The organism is Proteus terrae subsp. cibarius (assembly GCF_011045835.1).
Taxonomy (GTDB): Bacteria; Pseudomonadota; Gammaproteobacteria; order Enterobacterales; family Enterobacteriaceae; genus Proteus; species Proteus cibarius.
Window position 1 is genome coordinate 60,025 of record NZ_CP047349.1, and the last position, 20,395, is coordinate 80,419.

At 36.1% G+C, this 20,395-nt stretch carries 19 protein-coding genes; 6 read left to right on the top strand and 13 right to left on the bottom strand.

The window, feature by feature from the left end; genetic code table 11:
- Window positions 1-487: 487 nt before the first annotated feature.
- The 6 genes from GTH25_RS00295 to cpxR all read right to left on the bottom strand — a co-directional run bounded on the left by GTH25_RS00295 (window position 488) and on the right by cpxR (window position 6,367).
- On the bottom strand, window positions 488-1,051 hold the full coding sequence (locus GTH25_RS00295; protein ID WP_164530252.1) for an acyltransferase: 564 nt from the start codon (window positions 1,049-1,051) through the stop codon (window positions 488-490).
- 7 nt (window positions 1,052-1,058) lie between these two features.
- The gene (locus tag GTH25_RS00300) at window positions 1,059-1,751 is read right to left on the bottom strand and encodes a WbqC family protein (protein ID WP_164530253.1); all 693 of its coding nucleotides are present in this window, start codon (window positions 1,749-1,751) and stop codon (window positions 1,059-1,061) included.
- Between the two features lie 7 nt (window positions 1,752-1,758).
- A complete protein-coding gene (locus GTH25_RS00305) occupies window positions 1,759-2,802 on the bottom strand; it encodes a glycosyltransferase (RefSeq protein WP_164530254.1) in 1,044 nt (347 codons plus the stop codon).
- An 8-nt stretch (window positions 2,803-2,810) separates the two neighbouring features.
- Window positions 2,811-3,902, bottom strand: a complete 1,092-nt coding sequence (locus GTH25_RS00310; RefSeq protein WP_164530255.1) for a DegT/DnrJ/EryC1/StrS family aminotransferase — start codon at window positions 3,900-3,902, stop codon at window positions 2,811-2,813.
- A 377-nt stretch (window positions 3,903-4,279) separates the two neighbouring features.
- Complete coding sequence (gene cpxA, locus GTH25_RS00315; RefSeq protein WP_164530256.1) at window positions 4,280-5,656, bottom strand: envelope stress sensor histidine kinase CpxA; 1,377 nt, start codon at window positions 5,654-5,656, stop codon at window positions 4,280-4,282.
- Between the two features lie 12 nt (window positions 5,657-5,668).
- Window positions 5,669-6,367 carry an envelope stress response regulator transcription factor CpxR gene (gene cpxR, locus GTH25_RS00320; protein WP_023583423.1) on the bottom strand — a complete coding sequence of 233 codons (699 nt, stop codon included), beginning with the start codon at window positions 6,365-6,367 and terminating at the stop codon, window positions 5,669-5,671.
- A gap of 211 nt (window positions 6,368-6,578) precedes the next feature.
- Between cpxR and cpxP the strand changes: the two genes are divergently transcribed.
- Together cpxP and GTH25_RS00330 are read left to right on the top strand one after the other, a co-directional pair.
- Entirely contained in the window at window positions 6,579-7,130 is a 552-nt protein-coding gene (cpxP, locus tag GTH25_RS00325; protein WP_075673003.1) for a cell-envelope stress modulator CpxP, read from the top strand.
- Window positions 7,131-7,364: 234 nt separating this feature from the next.
- Window positions 7,365-8,426, top strand: a complete 1,062-nt coding sequence (locus tag GTH25_RS00330; protein ID WP_164530257.1) for a glycosyltransferase — start codon at window positions 7,365-7,367, stop codon at window positions 8,424-8,426.
- Between the two features lie 48 nt (window positions 8,427-8,474).
- Here GTH25_RS00330 and GTH25_RS00335 read toward each other — a convergent pair whose 3' ends face one another.
- On the bottom strand, window positions 8,475-9,626 hold the full coding sequence (locus GTH25_RS00335) for a glycosyltransferase (RefSeq protein WP_164530258.1): 1,152 nt from the start codon (window positions 9,624-9,626) through the stop codon (window positions 8,475-8,477).
- 126 nt (window positions 9,627-9,752) lie between these two features.
- A complete protein-coding gene (gene fabG, locus GTH25_RS00340; RefSeq protein WP_099659471.1) occupies window positions 9,753-10,508 on the bottom strand; it encodes a 3-oxoacyl-ACP reductase FabG in 756 nt (251 codons plus the stop codon).
- 533 nt (window positions 10,509-11,041) lie between these two features.
- Here fabG and pfkA point away from each other — a divergent pair.
- Both pfkA and GTH25_RS00350 read left to right on the top strand, forming a co-directional pair.
- The gene (pfkA, locus tag GTH25_RS00345; protein ID WP_075673000.1) at window positions 11,042-12,019 is read left to right on the top strand and encodes a 6-phosphofructokinase; all 978 of its coding nucleotides are present in this window, start codon (window positions 11,042-11,044) and stop codon (window positions 12,017-12,019) included.
- A gap of 263 nt (window positions 12,020-12,282) precedes the next feature.
- Entirely contained in the window at window positions 12,283-13,284 is a 1,002-nt protein-coding gene (locus GTH25_RS00350) for a sulfate ABC transporter substrate-binding protein (RefSeq protein WP_159242284.1), read from the top strand.
- Window positions 13,285-13,389: 105 nt separating this feature from the next.
- Here GTH25_RS00350 and tpiA read toward each other — a convergent pair whose 3' ends face one another.
- Window positions 13,390-14,160 carry a triose-phosphate isomerase gene (tpiA, locus tag GTH25_RS00355; RefSeq protein ID WP_069366847.1) on the bottom strand — a complete coding sequence of 257 codons (771 nt, stop codon included), beginning with the start codon at window positions 14,158-14,160 and terminating at the stop codon, window positions 13,390-13,392.
- 106 nt (window positions 14,161-14,266) lie between these two features.
- The gene (locus GTH25_RS00360) at window positions 14,267-14,902 is read right to left on the bottom strand and encodes a DUF1454 family protein (RefSeq protein WP_075672998.1); all 636 of its coding nucleotides are present in this window, start codon (window positions 14,900-14,902) and stop codon (window positions 14,267-14,269) included.
- 97 nt (window positions 14,903-14,999) lie between these two features.
- Here GTH25_RS00360 and GTH25_RS00365 point away from each other — a divergent pair, with 97 nt between their 5' ends.
- A complete protein-coding gene (locus tag GTH25_RS00365; RefSeq protein WP_098941450.1) occupies window positions 15,000-15,431 on the top strand; it encodes a DUF805 domain-containing protein in 432 nt (143 codons plus the stop codon).
- Between the two features lie 65 nt (window positions 15,432-15,496).
- Here the strand turns inward: GTH25_RS00365 and fpr are convergent, their stop codons facing one another.
- Window positions 15,497-16,243 (bottom strand): ferredoxin--NADP(+) reductase, encoded by a 747-nt coding sequence (gene fpr, locus GTH25_RS00370; protein ID WP_156732969.1) that lies wholly within the window; start codon window positions 16,241-16,243, stop codon window positions 15,497-15,499.
- A gap of 338 nt (window positions 16,244-16,581) precedes the next feature.
- On the opposite strand from fpr, the gene emrD reads away from it, so the two are divergent.
- The gene (gene emrD, locus GTH25_RS00375) at window positions 16,582-17,766 is read left to right on the top strand and encodes a multidrug efflux MFS transporter EmrD (protein WP_164530259.1); all 1,185 of its coding nucleotides are present in this window, start codon (window positions 16,582-16,584) and stop codon (window positions 17,764-17,766) included.
- A gap of 101 nt (window positions 17,767-17,867) precedes the next feature.
- On the opposite strand, the gene glpK is transcribed toward emrD, so the two are convergent.
- On the bottom strand, window positions 17,868-19,400 hold the full coding sequence (gene glpK / locus GTH25_RS00380; RefSeq protein WP_075672994.1) for a glycerol kinase GlpK: 1,533 nt from the start codon (window positions 19,398-19,400) through the stop codon (window positions 17,868-17,870).
- Window positions 19,401-19,442: 42 nt separating this feature from the next.
- Entirely contained in the window at window positions 19,443-20,258 is an 816-nt protein-coding gene (locus GTH25_RS00385; protein ID WP_075672993.1) for an MIP/aquaporin family protein, read from the bottom strand.
- Window positions 20,259-20,395: the final 137 nt, after the last annotated feature.

Genomic DNA, 20,395 nt, shown 5'->3' on the forward strand with positions numbered 1-20,395 from the left:
TGAGGATATATAAATACTGGAATAGCTATCGATTCAGCCAGATCATTCTGAATTACATCAACAAACGTTAATGAAAAGAATATGCCACCTATTCATCAATAGGTGGCAGTATATTTTGATACAACAGTTTAATTACTTAATTTTGAATATCAGTCTCTTACTTGCTACTCTGAATTTTTAGCCGCTCATTATACTTTATATGACACTTATATGGTTTTATGTTAGTGTTTGTTAGCTATGATAGATCCTACTATGATTTTATCCTATATGTTTAAACATAAGGCACTGGTAGAAAGACAAAAATGTATGGCGTGCCAATAAAAATAGTAGATTAAGAAGGAATGGTTTTTTAGCTAATCATTGATGTAATATTGATAAGAAATGGAGAACTAAATTAGAACCAATATGGATTAATATCATTTAAATCAATTATATATAATTTGTTTTTATATTGGTAAATGAAAATTTTGATATATTTATCAATGAATTATGCTTTTTTACTTTCTAAATATTCTTTTTCTAAACTTAATAAGTCTTTTTTTCTTTCTTTGATTCTTTTGGCTGGATTGCCAAAATATATACCCCATGGTTTTGTATTTTTTGTAACCATCGATAACGCGCCAACAGCTGTCCCTTCCGCAATATTAACACCAGGCATAATAATAGAATTTGTTCCTATAATTGCATGTTTCCCAATTATAATATTTTTTTCCTTTAATCCCTTATATTTCAACGGTACAGTTGGGTTTGTCATTGTTCTACCACTATAGTCATCAGTTCCAGTAAATACATGACAACCATATGCTAATCCAGAAAAGTCTTCAAATAAAATACTGCATTCACCTGCACTTAAGTTACAAAATGCGGCAATATGAATATTATTTTTTAAATGAATTTTTCCAGATAAAATAACAAAATCATCGATACGGCAGTCATTTCCAATTTCAATTTCTTCAGGTCTATATATGGATGTTTTTGTACTTATTTTACAATTTTCACCAATACTTTTAAAACCGATTTCTAATAGTTGTTCTTGAGTATAGAATGACATATTTAGCCTATATAATTTTAAAATTATTGAGTTGATTAATTATTTCATCTTTACTACAGTTCATTAGAATATCAATCATTGATAAATTATCTATAAAAGTAGATGAATTCACTTGTGGATAGTTTGTGATTGATGGTTTGATAAATCCTAATTCTATATTTCTTTTTTGAAATTCTTTTTTATCGTAGAGTTCCATTCCTCCAATTGCATTTATGTATTGTTTGGAATTATTTATTTTACATAAGTCATATATTTTTTCTTGAGCGCCATTTTCTCGGTCATAATCAATCGTTGATGAAAAATCATAGTTGAAATTTAATGAAAGATATTCGAATATTTTAATAATTGATAATGATGTTATATTTGATACTTTCCTATCTTTATTATTGAATATTGATTCAATTAATGGATAAATCTCATAAAAATATTTTGATTTAGAATATGACATTTCTATTGTTAATAAGATTTTTTTTGTTTCTTCAGTGAAATATAATTCATTTATTAACTTATTTTGAGATGCGTTTTTTATGGGTAGTGAAAATAAAAAAACTCCATTTTTAGTTGCTATATTGTTCCTGTTTATATATCCCTTTTTTATATAATTAACATCATCATAAAATATAAAAAGATCGCTACAGTAAGCTAATTGATAGTATCCTATGTATGGGAAAAGATAGGGTTGCATAACAGCTAATTTCATTATGTATTCATCCTAATTTTTTCAATATTTTATTTTTAAAAATCATTTTTATTTTTTCTCGTAAAAATAAAATAGGCAAAAAGTTTCTGTATAAATATAGTTTTTTTTGATTTCTATTTATATTCTTATAAAGATCCCAAGATTTTATAATTAATAATTTTGAACCATTCCATTCTTTTTTAAGGAATAACTGATTGGCACTTATTCTTATAAGATCTGCTAGTGCAAAATCTATATCTTTTTTATCTACGCCTAAGTTAATTAACTTATATAAATGTTTCTCGTATTCATTTATTTCTGAAATTAAAAACTCTTTATTAATATTTTTTCTATTTTCAGACCAAGAGCCTACGGAATTGATACGATAAACACATGTAATATCTGGTAAATATATAGCCCCCTTTTCTATACTACCAAGTATTTGGCAGTAATAGTCACCAATGGAGGCTCTTGAAAAATTATCTTTAAATAATATGAAAACTTCTCTTCTAAATATAATAGAAGCAGTGGGCATATATGCGCCACCCTGACGAATAACAGTGGAAAGAGATGAAATAAAAATTTTATTGTGATAGTTTGCAGTAACCTCAATTTTTCCATTGGGCTGTAGTGTATAAGCTGAACTAAAACATAAATTAATGCTTTTTTCTTTTTCTAAAATTTTAACTTGTTTTGTTATTTTATGTTTATCTATCCAAAAATCATCACCTTCACATAGAGCAATATATTTACCTGTTGTAAATAAGAATGCATTAACACCTGGTTGTATTCCTTGTGAATAAATATTTTTAGGTGGAATGATATGTTTGATGATATTAGGGTAGTTATCTGTATATTTTTTTATTATATTTGATGTTGAATCTGTAGAACAATCATCATGTATAATAAATTCATATCTATAAGTTGTGTCTTGGCAAAGTACGCCAAGTATAGTGTCTTCTATATACTTTTCTTGATTATATGTGCAACATATTACACTGACGATAACCTCTTCAGAGCTCCATTTATCGATTATCTCTTTTTCAGGGAGAGGTGATTTTAACTTATTCATTATCATTTTTAACTTTTAATAATATTTATAATTCTATTTAAGTCGTCATCAATTAATAAATGATGAATTGGTAGGCAAATAACATTTTCAGATATTTTTTTTGCTATTGGTGTTTCTACTTTATATTGTTTGTAAATATTAAAATCAGTGATTAATGGATAAAAATATCGACGGCTTATTATATTATTATCTTTTAATTTTAGATAAAGTTCATCTCTTGTTTTTCCATATTTATTTTTATCTATTATTATAGGATAGTAAGAATAATTCCATATTAAGCTTTCTGGTATATTGGGTAGGGTAATGCCAGACATATTACTTAAATGAGAGTGATAAAACTCAGAGACTTTTTTTCTTTTATCTATTGCTTCATCGATATAATTTAATGTAGCTAAGCCAAATGCTGCTTGTACTTCATTGAGTTTTGCATTGAAGCCTAATTCATCAATTATAGTTTCATTTGTGTAACCAAAGTTTTTATATCTATCGAGTTTTTCTTTCATTTCTTTTGTGTGGCAAATAATTGCTCCCCCTTCGATGGTGGAGTAAGTTTTAGTTGCGTGAAAACTTAAAACTGATAGATCACCCTTGTTTAATATTGATTGATTATTCTCTTTAACACCAAAAGCGTGAGCTGCATCATAAATGACAGGAATATTATACTTATCTGCAATTTTTTGTATTGCTTCATAATTACATGGGCGACCATAAACATGAACGGGTAAAATTGCACTTGTTTTATCTGTGATTGCGGCTTCTATTTTGCTTGGATCGATATTATAGGTATCTGGTTCTATATCTACAAAGACAGGGGAAATATTGTTGTGTAATAGAGAATGACTTGTTGCAACAAAACTGTATGGTGTCGTTATAACCTCTCCTTTAAGCTCTAACACATTGATTGCTGCTATTAAGGCTAATGTTCCGTTCGAATATAAACTAATATAAGGAACATCTAGGTATTCACAAAGCGCATTTTCAAGGCATTGATGGTAATACCCATTGTTTGTTAGCCATTTTTTATCCCATATATCTTTTAAGTAAGGTTCTAAAGTTTCTAATGGCGGGAACAGTGGGCTTGTGACTGTTATTGTATTCATAAACATTTTCTCTAAAGGAAAAGTATAGCTACCGCACTGGGAAAGTACCCAGAGTTCATGAGGTGTATATTTTTGTTATTATACACAATGTAAATATATTAGTCTTAAAGCGAGCTTTATTAAATGTGGTAATACTTTACTCGTGCTAATAATTATTAGGAAGTAGTATTAGATAGTATGTTGATTTAGTTATAAAAGTATAATAAGTAATATATTTGGAAATGATAGCTATCTGATCATATTCTTCAGTAAGAAACTATTGAGTTAAAATGAGACTGAGAACAATATTTATGATTAACATGAAAGTAAAACCACTAATCATAGGATTGAATGACTAGTGGTTTCTTATGTAATTTATTAATAAAAATTAATTGTCATTAAGACTGTTTTCCAGCCCTCGGCAACCAAATCTCAACCCTCAATCCACCTAATGGGCTGTCATCGGCTTTAACATGGCCTCTATGTTGGCTTACTGCTGTCTCAACAATAGCTAATCCCAAGCCAGTGCCACCTGATTCGCGATCTCTTGCTTCGTCAGTGCGATAGAAAGGTCGGAAGATATGCTCTCTATCTTCAGGACTAACACCTGGGCCATCATCATCAACAATAATTGTGATACCTTGGTTTTGTTCAGTAAATGCAACCTCAATGCGAGAATGTGAATAACGTAGGGCATTACGAACAATATTTTCAAATGCACTAGCAAGTGAATATGGATTGCAGTAGATAGGCCATGCTCCTGGAGGCGTTGTCACTTGTAGCGTCTTATTACTCTGTTCAGCCTCAAACTTAGCATTATCTAAAATGTCATCCCACAGCTCGTTGGCTTTTACTGTTTCGCGCAATAACTCGTTTTTATGTTGGTTGCGTGAAAGAACTAGTAAATCATTAATCATACCATCAAGGCGTTGAGTTTCTGTTTCAATGCGTTCTAGTTCTTTACTTTCTCCACTACGACGACGTAACAGTGCGCTTGCTAATTGTAAGCGTGTTAATGGTGTTCGTAACTCGTGAGAAATATCAGAAATTAAGCGTTGTTGTGCTTCAACCATACGTTCGAGAGCGCTTATCATCTGATTAAAGCTAGTACCTGCGGCTAAAAACTCTTGCGGGCCAGTCTCTAGTTCAGGATGAGGGCGTAGGTTGCCTTTAGCGACATCATCAGCTGCATTTTTAAGCTGTCTTGCGGGTTTCGCTAAGCTCCAAGAAAGCCATACTAATAATGGGGTGCTGATAAGCATGGTGAATATCAGTAGCAATAACGGTTTATCAAATAATAAGTTGATAAAGTCAGATTGAGGGCTACTTGAAGGTCGTACGAGGTAAAGTTGGTAATGATCTTCACCATCTCTGACAGAGAAAGGCCCTAACATCTCAGAACGACCGTATTTTTTCTTTTTAGGGTGATCTGCGTTATCAGATTGACCAATAAAGTTTCTGACAACCTGCATCTCATTACGTTGAGCGCCGATAATGCGTCCTTCACTCGTAACAATAATTAGGCGCTGACCAGGAGGAGCCCATTTATCAATGGCACGAATTAATCGACGCCACCAAAGGAGATCGTTAGCGGGATCTTGAGCTAATTCAGCTTCGATATGTTGTTCTAGCATAACGCCTTGACGGTATTCACTCTCTAAAAGAGGGGTAAGCTGGCGCGAGTCCAGCTTTGGAACCATCATAACTAGCACGAGAACTAATGCTAGCGTCAGCCAGAATATTGCGAAAATGCGCGCTGACAGACTATTTATCATAAAAAATATTTATCAAGTTATTGAAACCATCAGATAACCACGGCCACGTAAAGTTTTAAACCAAGGTTGTCCATCTGTTCTTTCTGGTAATTTACGGCGTAAATTAGAAATATGCATATCAATCGCTCTATCAAACGGCGTTAAGCGTTTACCAAGGACTTCTTGGCTTAGATGTTCGCGTGATACGACTTGCCCTAAATGCTGAGCAAGTAAATAAAGTAAAGTAAACTCCGTTCCTGTTAACTCTAGCGGTTCATTATCAAAACTTGCTTCTTGGCGACCAGGATTAAGTTGTAATTTATCGACCTGTAATGTTGGAGATGTATTGCTGTCGGTCTGTTTTTGTTCGCTCCAATTAGAACGACGCAAAATAGCCCTAATACGAGCAACCAGTTCTCTATCATTAAAAGGTTTTGGTAAATAGTCATCAGCACCTAGCTCTAAGCCGAGTACTCGGTCAAGATCACTGCCTCTTGCCGTTAACATAATGACAGGGGTCTGGAAATTTTGGCGTAACTCTTTGAGTGTCTCAATCCCGTTTTTACGTGGCATCATAATATCCAGTAATAACAGGTCGATAGAAGCATCCAAAAGTTTAAGTGCTTGTTCGCCATCAGAGGCGATTACAACATTAAAGCCTTCCATTTCAAGCAGTTCTTTCAATAGCGATGTTAATTCGCGATCGTCATCCACTAATAAGATTTTATGCATTCGTCAATTCCTCCAAGAGAAAAATACGATAATAAATAGCGCGAATCTATGACTTTACGTTCTTTTACACGCTCTGACGCTAGTTTGCAGCCGCAACGGTATAGTAATCCACATAGCAAAGAATTACACATATGAATTATATATATGAATTATGCACATTGAGTTCGTATTAATTTAGTCGGTATTAATTTACCGAATTAGGAGTGAAGCAATGCGTAAAGTAGCAGTAGTTGCACTAGCATCAATGTTTTTAGCAGCTCCGTCGGTCGTGTTAGCCGAAACAGCCAACACTAATCCGCCTACTGAGCAACAATATAATGGTAATTATCACTGCGGTTATGGCTATGGAATGCATGGTGATCGCGATTATAGAGGCCACCGCGGACAGCGCGGTCATATGATGAACAACGGTGGACATATGATGGATCGTGGCTATGCCGAATCACGTATGTTCAATGGTATCACATTAACTGAGCAACAACGTACTCAAATGCGCGATTTAATGCGCCAGCATCATCAAGACAGATATAACGGAAATTACCGTCAACGTCATGAGAATATGCACAAATTAGTGACAGCACCTCAATTTGATGAAGCAGCAGTAAGAGCACAAATGCAAGATATGGACAAACAAGCAATTGAACGCCATGTAGAAATGGCAAAAGTCCATAATCAGATGTATCAGTTGTTAACCCCAGAACAGAAAGCGCAGTTGGAAAAGAATTACCAACAGCAAATGTCAGATTTTGACGCACGTAACTAATTAGTAAGTAGTTGAGTAAGAGTGTAGTAAAGATGTACCTAGTTAGAGAGTAAGTAGCAACAACGAAGTTTTTTCCTTGCCATAGACACCATCCCTGTCTTTTGCAGCCCCTCTGGAGAGGGGCTTTTTTTTTGTTTTTTTGTTTGTGAAATGTATAACACTGTTTAAAATAGTAATAGTTGTAAAGTTCTAATATAATCAATAAATATTCTTTGAGTTGGTTTATTTTTTATAATGAAAAAAGTATTAATTATTGGTTTTAATTTAGGCGGATTTGGTGGTATGGAAACTGTTTTTAATAAATCCATAGGTATACTCAATTCTCATGGTATTAGTACTGAATTTATCTTTTTTAATGAAAATAACAATCAAGTTAGTGATGAATGGTTAACTGGTCACAGATATAGACGATTATCTTCAAAGATAAAAAACACTAAATTAAGAAGAGTAGGTTATGCCGTACAATTAGCAAAAGTTATCAGAAAAGAAAGGCCGGATATAATTATTTCTTATGATACTGTATGTTGCTATATTGCTAATTTAGCCAGAAAAATTACTCGAAGCAATGTAATAATTTATTCATGGATACATTTCTCATTGCATAATTTATATAAGTCAATTTACTTACATAAGGCTGATTATCATTTATCAATTAGTTCAGGCATTACTCGGCAGATGACTGATATCGGAATAGAAAAAGATAAAATATTTACTATTTATAATCCAGTTGGAGAAAGTAATATTACAATTACACGGGATAAAAATGTAAGGTTTTTATATGTTGGAAGGTTAATTTCTGATGAACCCAAAAATATTAATGAACTATTTTATGCACTCTCTAAATTAAAAGGAAATTGGATCCTTGATATTATTGGTGATGGAAAAGATGCTGAATATTTAAGACATTTGGCATTAGAATTAAATATAATATCTAATATAAATTGGCATGGTTGGAAAAAAAATGCATGGAAGTATATTAAAGAAAATATTAAATATACTTCAGCATTAGTTTTAACATCTACAAATGAAGGTTTTCCAATGGTATTGTGTGAAGCATCTTCTCATGGTGTTTTTTGTATTAGCTCTAATTGTTCAACTGGTCCTGAAGATATTATAATACCTGAATCCAATGGGTTACTGTATCCAGTAAGAGATATGACTAGTTTAGCGAATCACTTACAAAGTATTGTTAATGGACGTTTATTGCCTTCACATAATGAAATAAAAAATACTATTACTAAATTTAATGATGCAAACTTTGCAAATCGTTTATTATCTGCATTAAAGTTGAACTGATTGAATAAAGGATAATATTATCCTTTATTCAATAGATTATGTTTTAAGTTATGATTGACTATTTTTTATAGCATGTTCAAACTCTCTAATAAATAGATTATAATCTATGGCTTCTTCTGAGCATTTAATTGCATTTTGACTAAAAGTTACATAATTATTAATTATTTCTACTACAGCCGTAGTACAATTTTGGGGAGATATTAATTTGGGTGAGGTTAATGTATCAGAAGTGGGATCATAAACTGTATAAGGGAAGTTTATATCTAAACCTGTTAAATTATGATATTCATCAATAGATAATGTAGGTGTAATTCCTATACCACAATATTTATCTTTTATCGCTTCAGGTTGGCCGTCAATATTAGGGAAGATAACTGGAATACCTTGAGCTAAAGCTTCAATGCAAGATAAACCAAAAGGTTCTGTTACTGGAGTGCTTAGATAAATGTCGATATCTGAATAAAATGTATCCATGTTTGATTGATATCCAATGAAACTGATATAGTCTTTTACATTATTGCGTATCGCTAATTCCTCTAACTCATTCCTTTGTTCACCATCACCCGCAATAATTAATTTTGCTTTTATATTTAATTTTATTAATTCTGATAGGCAGAGAATACTAATTCCTATTCCTTTTAATCCTACTAAGCGAGAGGCTGTACCCAGAGTAATTTGATTATCATCATGAAGTGTTTTTGCTATTTCAATAGGCTTTAATGGTAAGCGGTTAATAACTTTTTTAGGTTCATATGTTGTATTGAATCTCAACTCCATGACACGTTTGGATGCTGTGGATATAGCTATAGCATCATTGAGCATACCAAAAAAATCTAGTGTTTTTTTGGTAAGAGGATAGCGCCAAGAACAGCCATGATCATAATAGACCAAACTAGTATTATTAGGTTTTCTAGATAATCTTGGGACAAAGTCCCATACTAAAGTGACATCAGCTTTACTTGCTTCAATCTTTTTTGTTAAGACGTATTTTCTTAAAAAAGAAGGATATTTTATTTTAGTAGAAGCAATTTTATTGGCATGTTTTATATTAAAATGCTTAAGCTCTGGGAGTAGGTTTTTATTTAAAGAGTTACTGGTACACAAAATCTCATTCTGAAATGAACTATTTTTTAAATATTCAATAAACAAACGTTCAGCACCACCAAACCCTTGTAAATTAATCAAATGAAGTATTTTCATGATGCTAAATCCGTTCCATTCTTTTATTGAAATCACCTAATAACACGATTAATTAGTTATAATTCAAAAAATTTTATATTAATTATAAGTGAAAAATTAGGGCAGATTATTCTACCCTAAAATATATTACAACAACGCTTCTGGAGATTCAGGTAAAATCTGTCCGCCATCGACGATAATTGTTTGGCCTGTAATATATTTTGCTTCATTCGACGCAAAGAATGCGGCAGCGTAGCCGATATCTTCTGGCTCACCTAATGTGTGAGTTGGGATAGAAGCCTTCATCTGATTTAAATAAGCTTCACCTTGAGCCTGTAAACCCTCAGTAAGGATATTTCCTGGCATCACGGCGTTGATGGTAATGCCATGGCGTGCGTATTCAAGAGCTGCACTGCGCATAAAGCCTAATTGTCCTGCTTTGCTTGCACCATAATGGCTCCAGCCCGGATAGCCAGTAATCGCACCTGTAATGGAAGAGGTAATGATCACTCGACCTTGTTTTTGTTTCTCCATTACACGAAGTGCGGCTTTTACTAAAAAGAACATGCCTTTTAGGTTTACGGTATGCATTTTATCCCAGTCAGCTTCTGTCATCTCTTTAATTGTTGCTTGAGGGAAAATACCAGTATTGGAACACAGAATATCGAGCTTGCCATACTCTTTTACGACATCATCAACGACTTTTTCACAGGCGGATTGCTGAGTGACATCAAGATGCATAAAACCTACATCTAATTCATTTTTTGTTTTATTACCAGCAGCATCATCAATATCCGCAATAATCACTTTCGCACCACTGTTTTTTAGTGCGATAACAATACCTTTGCCAATACCTTTTGCACCACCTGAAACTAAAGCGATTTTACCCGTTAAATCAAACATAAAACCTCCTATTAAGTGAGAGTTCTACTGTATCAGTCTAGGCTAAAAAGAGAAGAATGAGCCAAAGAACTTTGCCATAAGTCACAAATGTACCTTAGGTGATTTTTTTCTTTAAAAGGATGACTCATCAAACTAGGAAGGTAAACGGCAGATAAAACATCGTTTAAGAGAAAAACTGAATATTTATCAAAATATGCCGATGCTATTTTTTAGCATAAATAGCGTTTTTTTGAGATGAATGCAAAAAGGCAGTAAAGTGTCTGTATAAAAAGTGTTAACTTATTAGTGAAACACATTTGAGATAGGCTAGTATAATCTTTATACAGGCTATCTGATTAGTTTAATGCGCATCAAGTTTATGAAAAAAAATGTACGATAATGATGAACTGGTAAAAAATATGCGTACAATGGTATTGTTGAATCAATTCAGCATTTGCAATATCGGCATATAACACCAGACAAGCCGGTATTGAGATAAAAAGTTATTCCAACAATTTTGCAATAATTACATCGAATAAGAATCAGAGGTAATCATGGTCAATGGGATCAAAAGAATTGGGGTTTTAACAAGTGGTGGTGATGCACCAGGTATGAATGCCGCGATCCGTGGTGTTGTTCGTGCCGCACTAAGTGAAGGTTTAGAGGTTTATGGGATTATGGATGGCTATATGGGGCTATACGAAAATCGCATGAAAAAACTCGACCGTTTTAGCGTGTCAGACATGATCAACCGTGGTGGTACATTCCTTGGCTCTGCTCGTTTCCCTGAATTCCGCGAAGACAATGTACGTGCTGTTGCCATCGAAAACATGAAACAAAATGAGCTTGATGCCTTAGTGGTTATTGGTGGTGATGGTTCTTATCTAGGTGCAAAAAAATTAACGGAAGCAGGTTTTCCATGCATCGGCTTACCGGGCACAATTGATAATGACGTTGCTGGTACTGACTACACCATCGGTTATTTCACTGCATTAGAAACTGCCGTTGAAGCCATTGACCGCTTACGTGATACCTCAACGTCTCACAAACGTATCTCTATCGTAGAAGTGATGGGACGCTACTGTGGTGACTTAACACTGTCTGCGGCAATCGCTGGGGGCTGTGAATTTGTTGTTCTGCCTGAATCTGAATTACCATTTAATCGTGATGAATTGCTGGCAGAAATCAAAGCAGGTATCGAACGTGGCAAACGTCATGCTATCGTCGCAATTACCGAACACGTTTGTGATGTGCATGAATTAGCACGTTTTATTGAAGCTGAAACTAAACATGAAACACGTGCAACAGTATTAGGTCATATTCAACGAGGTGGTTCTCCAGTTGCTTACGATCGTATTCTTGCTTCTCGTATGGGTGCTTACTCTGTACAACTGCTATTAGAAGGTTATGGCGGTCGTTGTGTTGGTATTCAAAACGAAAAACTGGTTCACCATGATATTATTGATGCGGTTATGAATATGAAACGTGTCTTTAAAGCTGACTGGTATGAAACCGCGAAAAAACTGTACTAATTAATAGATTTTCCGCAATACCAGAGCCTTTCTGAGTTCTATCCTTATTCGTGAACTGCTCTGATACATTTTCCTTGTGTCAGAGTAGCTTCTCGAGTGAAAATATTTCACTTAGTGATCTTTATCTTCCAGCTTCTTTTCTTATTTTCCTTATATTGATAGCCATATTCCTGTTGTGTATATCCATCGGCTTTTTGTTATTTCATCGTTATAAAACTTTCTGTCAGCCTAGTTAAATATTTAACGATAGGGGATGGATAGATATGTTTAAACAATGGGGTTTATTATCGGCAGCTTTAGTGACATTACTTTTTTCTAATATTTTATGGGCTAAAGATATTCAATTATTGAATGTCTCTTACGATCCGACAAGAGAACTTTATCAGCAGTATAACCCAGTATTTAGTCAGTATTGGGAACAGAAAACGGGAGATAAAGTCACTATCCGCCAATCACATGGTGGATCAGGAAAGCAGGCGACATCAGTTATCAATGGTATTGAGGCAGATGTTGTCACACTAGCCCTTGCCTATGATATCGATGCGATCGCCCAAAGAGGAAGTATCGATAAACAATGGATCACTCGATTACCCGATAACTCTGCACCTTATACTTCAACAATTGTTTTTCTGGTGAGAAAAGGAAATCCTAAGCAAATAGTCGATTGGGATTCATTAATTAAGCCGGGTGTTTCAATTATTACGCCTAACCCCAAAACTTCAGGAGGTGCAAGATGGAATTACCTTGCAGCGTGGGGCTATGGATTAAAAGCCAATCATCAAGATAGTGAAAAAGCCAAAGCCTTTGTTCAAGCACTTTATCAACAAGTTGAAGTATTAGATTCAGGTGCGAGAGGAGCAACAAATACATTTGTTGAGCGAGGCATTGGTGATGTATTAATTGCATGGGAAAACGAGGCTTTATTAGCAATTAATGAATTAGGCACAGATAAGTTTGAGATAGTCACACCATCAATATCTATTCTTGCAGAGCCTACGGTGTCGGTAGTGGATAAAGTTGTTGATAAACGAGGAACACGAGAAATTGCCACAGCGTACTTAAACTATCTTTACTCACCAGAAGGACAAGAGATCGCGGCAAAAAATTATTATCGTCCTAGAGATAAAGTAATCGCAGAGAAATACCAAGACAGTTTTCCAAAACTAGAACTATTTACACTTAATGAAGTTTTTGGTGATTGGCAATCTGCGCAGAAAATACATTTTGCGACAGGGGGCATATTTGATGAGATCAGTCGTCGTTGATAATCAAAGGTGAGAGAAACAAAAAAATCACCTTCTGTTTTATATCCAGTAAGGTGATTTTCTCTATTTTTTATCAATTAACGGCATCAGCCAGAAAGATAAAAATTATTTTTTCGCTTTAGCTTGTGCTGCTGCTTTAACGATAACGGCAAATGCGTCAGCTTTCAGTGAAGCGCCGCCTACTAATGCACCATCGATGTCTGGTTGACCAAACAGTTCTGCTGCATTTTTATCGTTAACAGAGCCACCGTATTGAATGATAACTTGTTCAGCGATAGCGGCATCTTTCTTCGCGATGTGATCACGAATAAATTTATGAACAGCTTGAGCTTGTGCTGGAGTTGCTGATTTACCTGTACCGATAGCCCAGATTGGCTCATAAGCGATAACGGCATCTTTAAATGCTGCTGCACCATGTGCATTTAACACAGCATCGATTTGGCGAGCACATACTTCTTGAGTTTTGCCAGCTTCGTTTTCTGCTTCAGTTTCACCAATACATAATACTGGTGTTAAACCTAACTCTTTTAACACGCCGAATTTTTGAGCGATAAACTCGTCAGATTCTTTATGATAAGTACGACGCTCAGAGTGACCAATGATAACGTATTTAACATCAACGTTTTTCAGCATCTCTGCTGAAGTTTCACCAGTGAAAGCTCCTGATAAGTTAACACCTGTATCTTGAGCACCTAATGCAATACGGCTTCCACCAATTTCATGGCGTGCTTGGCATAGGTAAACTGCTGGTGGTGCGATAGCAACATCACAACCTGCAACACCGCTAACTTCTTTACGTAATGCAGCAATTAATTCATGAACCATATGAATGCTGCCGTTGAGTTTCCAGTTACCCATGACTAATGGATGGCGCATAACTTTTCCTCCAACCGAGTGGTTTAAATTTAGTTTGCTAATAAACACGAATTCTGTTGATGCACAACAGTATAGAGAACAATGAATAGAATAGCTTTGTTTTTTATCACGGAATAGCTGAAACGATCTTGCTGTTTAAAGAAAGCTTAATCGGTTCAATGGCGAAGGTTGTTAATTGGTCATCTTCATGGACAATAATATAGCGAATTGCACCTACATCATGACTAATGTAATCAGAAGTTTGATTTTTAAATGCAAATAAATTGAGAGCCTCTTGAATTTGCTCTGAGGTTATTGATGAGTCAAATTGAGTGACCAAAGTAATAATGTATTGTGTCGTAATCTCACGATTTATCTTTTCTAGCTCAGGTGAATCAGGGGTGTGGAGTAGCGTTAGTTGTAAACTTTTTATTTTTTCGCTACCGCGCTCTAGTATTGCAGATGAATAGAGATAAGGCGTGATCCGTGTTGCTGCTCTGACAAGAGGGATCGCAATATCGTGATTGGTGATAATCTTATATTCATTAAGCGATAACAACGGATTTTGTTGATTGAATTTTGCTCTTAGCTCCGGAATAGTTATCTCAAAAACAGGTGCATCTTGTTTAAGATAGGCGATGTCATCCTTTGTAGGCTGTTTTTGTGCGACAGACATCTCTGTTGCAAAAACAGAAGTTGGCAAACAAAGAGCAATGCTTATGATTATCAGGTATAACGTAGAAAGTGTGTTTGCTTTTATCATCTGTCCTCCGCTTATCTGTGCTGTTATTGGCTAGTCTGTATTATTTGATACTAAATGGACAGTGTAATTCACAAATTAAGTAAATTATTGAGAATTTATGACCTTACAACATTGGGCATTTTCATTCAAAGGACGAATTGGGCGTCGTGACTTTTGGGCTGGTTTGGGTGCTTGCTTTGCGCTTTTTTTAGGCCTCTTTATTATCAATGATGTGATTTATCCATTACCTACCACTGTAATATGGATAGTATTCCTTTCTATTCTTTATCCGCTATGTGCAATTTTTACAAAAAGACTTCATGATAGAAATAAAAGAGGAATATGGCTTTTATTACTCCTACTTGCCGTGATGTTAGGATTAGCCGATACCAGTAGTTTAGAGCCATTTTGGCAATGGGCAATGGGACGCTTTCTTCCTTCTTTTATTGGGATGATCATGTTGCTTGATTGCGGTGTATTCGTTGGTAATGACGGTGAAAACTACTTCGGTAAACAGGCAGAACAAGTGAACTATCGTCGTTGGCGTTAATTCATATTATTAAAATCAAATGAATAAGGGTGAGATAAATAGACTCACCCTTATTTTTTGTATTATTACCAATATTGCTCACTGGTGATATGTCCGGGTTTGCGTCGTAAGTGTTTACGCATTTCCCGTTGTTCTTTTAATAATTGTTGAGTGTCTCTGACCATTTGAGGATTACCACACAACATAATATGGCTCTCTTCTGGGCTGATAGTTAAGCCAACCGTTTTTTCTAAAGCGCCACTTTCAATGAGTGCAGGGATACGTCCTGTCAATGAGCCAATATGATTTTCACGGCTGACAACGGTTTGAATGCGTAATTTACCTTGATAACGTTCAACGAGTTTTTCCATCAAAGGTAAATAACTTAAATCATTAGCATATCGAACAGCATGAACAAGAACGATATTTTCAAATCGCTCAAGATCGTCTCCTAATTGCAAAATAGATAAATAAGGTCCAATGGCTGTTCCCGTCGAAAGCATCCAAAGCGTATTTACTGTGGGAACCTCTTCTAATACAAAAAAACCGCTGGCTTGCTCAGTTATCAGTACTTCATCACCGACTTCTAGATCACTTAGTTTAGAGCTTAATTTTCCATCAGGAACAGTTACTAGGTAGAACTCTAAATTAGGATCATCTGGTGCGTTTACATAAGAGTAGGCTCGTTGTACTCGCTCGCCATCGATATCTAGCGCTAATTTTGCAAATTGCCCGGCTGTAAACTTATCAATAGGAGCATTGACGACGAGACTCATTAACGCATCAGTCCAGTGATGAACTTGAGTAACTTTTCCATTCACCCAATTTGCCATAGAGATTATCTCCTTTTGATAAACATGCTTATGTTGCTTATTTATTCTAAATAGGAAGCGGCTTTTTATTTATCAAGATGGTGTGGTGATGTGATTAATCTAAGATCCTGTCAATAAATGACACAATATGTACATTTATATTGACAACTATAGTGTGTTTCACTGCCATTATTAGCAAGATAAAAATTGCTGACCACTTCGCAAATTTTGCTAGATTTGTTACCTTAGTCTCATTATTTAGCACAAGTGCATTTCGCAGAGTTTATTTTTATAAATTCTCTGTGGTGTACGCCTGTCCGTTAATTTATTTATCTGAAATTCTTGAGCAAAGAAAAGAAATGAGAAAGTTAGAACATGCAAATTTATTATTATTGATAATTGCACTGGTTGCTGTGGGTCAAATGACTCAAACTATTTATGTTCCTGTTATTGCTGATATGGCGGTTTACTTTGGTGAACCCACTGGGGCGGTACAGCAAGTCATGGGTGCCTATCTTTTTTCTTATGGTTTTTCACAGCTAATTTATGGACCTATTTCCGACAAAGTAGGGCGCCGTCCTGTTATTTTAGTCGGAATGACGATCTTTTGTTTATCAACGCTGGTGGCAATTTTCTCGCAAAATTTAGCCACACTGGTTATTGCAAGTACCTTACAAGGGATGGGAACAGGTGTTGCCGGTGTCATGACACGTACTCAACCTCGTGATTTATATACAGGAACTGCATTGCGTTACGCTAATAGCTTATTAAATATGGGTGTTTTAGTTAGCCCATTATTAGCGCCGATGATTGGTGGTGTTGTTGCTCACTTTTTTGGCTGGCATGCGTGTTATATCTTCCTATTATTATTGGGAAGTAGCGTTCTTTTCTGTATGTATCGTTGGATGCCAGAAACGCGCCCAGTACAAGTTGAAAAACGTAAGATGCTATCATCATTTTACTTGCTGCTTTCAAATAGTACCTTCAGTGCATTTTTGATTATGTTGATTTGCGCATTATCCGGTATTGCCGTTTTTGAGGCATCAAGCGGTGTATTAATGGGGGGAGTGTTAGGATTAAATAGTATTACTATCAGTATATTATTTATTTTACCGATCCCAGCGGCATTTTTTGGGGCTTGGTATGCTGGTCGTGAAGGTAAAACCTTTGTACAACTGATGTGGCACTCTGTTTTTTGTTGTTTATCTGCGGGTATTTTAATGTGGATCCCTGGTTGGCTAAATATTATTAATATCTGGACATTACTGGTGCCAGCGGCGCTGTTTTTCTTTGGTGCAGGTATGTTATTCCCATTAGCAACAACTGGTGCGATGGAGCCATTCCCTTATTTGGCCGGTTCAGCTGGTGCGCTGGTGGGTGGTTTACAAAATGTGGGTTCAGGTGTAGCAACATGGTTTTCAGCTTTATTGCCACAACATAACCAATTTAGCTTAGGCATGATTATGTTTGGTATGTCGGTAGCTATTATACTTTGTTGGCTTCCTTTGGCTCATCGTTTTAGCCATGAAGAGCATACGATTTAATTGACTGATACAGTAAGTTAAATAAAAAATGCCGAGATAAAAATCTCGGCATTTTAGTTTTGTAGCCTAGGCTACTTCTCTCTCAAACTGTTTTACTGCAATTAACCGCGATCTTCCCACTCTTGAGCGCGAGCAACCGCTTTTTTCCAGCCGTTATAGCGATAGTTACGCTCAGTGGTTTCAATACCAGGGCGGAATTCTTTATCAATCGCCGCTTTGTTTTTGACTTCTTCTAAATCACTCCAGAAACCGATAGCAAGACCCGCAAGGAATGCGGCACCTAATGCGGTACTTTCGCGGACAACAGGGCGCTCTACACGAGTACCTAAAATATCGGATTGGAACTGCATTAAGAAGTTGTTAGCAACAGCGCCACCATCCACACGCAGTGATTGTAAACGCGCACCTGAATCGGCTTGCATTGCATCAAGAACATCGCGTGTTTGATAAGCAATAGATTCTAAAGTTGCACGAATAATGTGATTACGGTTAGCACCACGGGTTAAACCAAAAATAGCACCACGCGCATACGGATCCCAATATGGTGCACCTAAACCTGTAAATGCAGGAACAACATAGACACCATTTGTATCGTTAACTTTTGTTGCGAAGTATTCAGAGTCAGTGGCTTCATCGATCAGTTTTAGCTCATCACGTAGCCATTGAATAGAAGCACCACCAACGAATACTGCACCTTCTAGGGCATAGTTTACTTCACCACGAGGACCACAACAGATTGTTGTTAACAAGCCATGATTAGAGCGAACGGCTTCTTTACCTGTGTTCATCAGTAAGAAGCAACCTGTACCATAGGTATTTTTCGCCATACCGCTTTGTACGCAAAGTTGGCCATAGAGTGCAGCTTGTTGGTCACCCGCCATACCTGCGATAGGAATACGTGTACCACCTTTACCACCAATGTTTGTTTGGCCATAAACTTCGGAAGATGCCACCACTTTTGGTAGCATATTGCGAGGAATATCCAGCAGGTCGAGGATTTTTTGATCCCAATCTAAAGAGTGGATATTAAATAACATGGTACGAGAGGCATTAGTAAAGTCAGTAACGTGAACGCGGCCTTGTGTCATTTTCCAAACTAACCAAGTATCGACAGTACCGAATAACAATTCACCTTTTTCGGCTTTTTCACGAGCGCCTTCGACGTTGTCGAGGATCCATTTTAATTTTGTACCAGAGAAATAAGGGTCAACCATCAAACCCGTATTTTGACGAATATATTCTTCAACACCTTCTTTATCTTTTAAGCGAGTACAGAAATCCGCAGTACGACGGCATTGCCATACAATCGCATTATAAACAGGTTTACCGGTTTCTTTATCCCATACAATAGTGGTTTCACGTTGGTTTGTGATACCAATACCAGCAACGTGGTCGGATGGAATATCTGCTTTTGCTAATACTTCAACTAAGGTAGCACTTTGTGTTGCCCAAATTTCCATTGGATCGTGTTCAACCCAGCCTGGTTTAGGATAGATTTGGGTGAATTCACGTTGTGAGATACTGACGATATTTGCATCGTGGTCAATGACTACGGCGCGTGAACTGGTTGTGCCCTGATCCAGCGCAACAATGTATTTTTTCTCGGTATTCGATGTATTTGTTTCTGTTGTCATGTTAGTAACCTGTTCTGATAATCAACAATATTGCTCTTAGTTTTATTTATCGTCTTCGATTTTGCAGGTATCGCAAGGTAAGTGACGGCCAATTAATTTACGGTAAGCCAATGCACCTAAGATACCACCGATAAATGGAGCAATCATTGGAACTAAGAAATAAGGGATATCACGTCCACCAGTCAGCGCAATATCACCCCAGCCAGCAAAGTACGCAACCAGTTTTGGACCAAAGTCACGAGCTGGGTTTAAGGCGAATCCAGTTAGTGGACCAAATGCACCACCGATTACGGCAATTAAGATACCAATTAATAAAGGTGCTAATGGGCCTTTAGGGACACCGTTACCATCATCAGTTAAGGCTAAAATTAAGCCAACAAGGATAACGGCAATGATAACTTCGACAACAAAGGCATGTGCAACGGAAATTTGAGCTGCGGGATAAGTAGAGAATACACCGGCAGTGAAGAGACTTTCTTGTGAGCCCCTGACAATGCCATTAACTTGTTCATAGTCGATAAAAACATTGTAGTACATAAAGTACACAATGGCTGCGGCAAAGAAGCCACCTAACATTTGTGCAATAATATAAGGAACAACTTTTCTGCGCTCAAAGCAAGCAAATAGCCAAAACGCAACGGTAACAGCAGGGTTCAGGTGTGCACCAGAGGTGCCGGCGGTAAGATAAACGGCTAAGGCAACACCCAGCCCCCAGATAATACTTATCTCCCACAATCCCAGTTGAGCACCTGCAATACGTACTGCAGCAACACAACCAAGACCAAAGAAGACTAGCAACGCAGTTCCGATAAATTCAGAAATGCATTGACCCATAAGAGAGGTTTTCGTCTGGCTCATATATTCTATCCTGAAAGAGGGTTATTTATTGTTAGTATTCTTTTCGAATTGAAAAGATAACTGTGAATTTATCGTTAATGAGCGTAAACGAGAATAAGCGAAATTGAAATTTGTGTGTCTCATCAAGAAAATGAGTG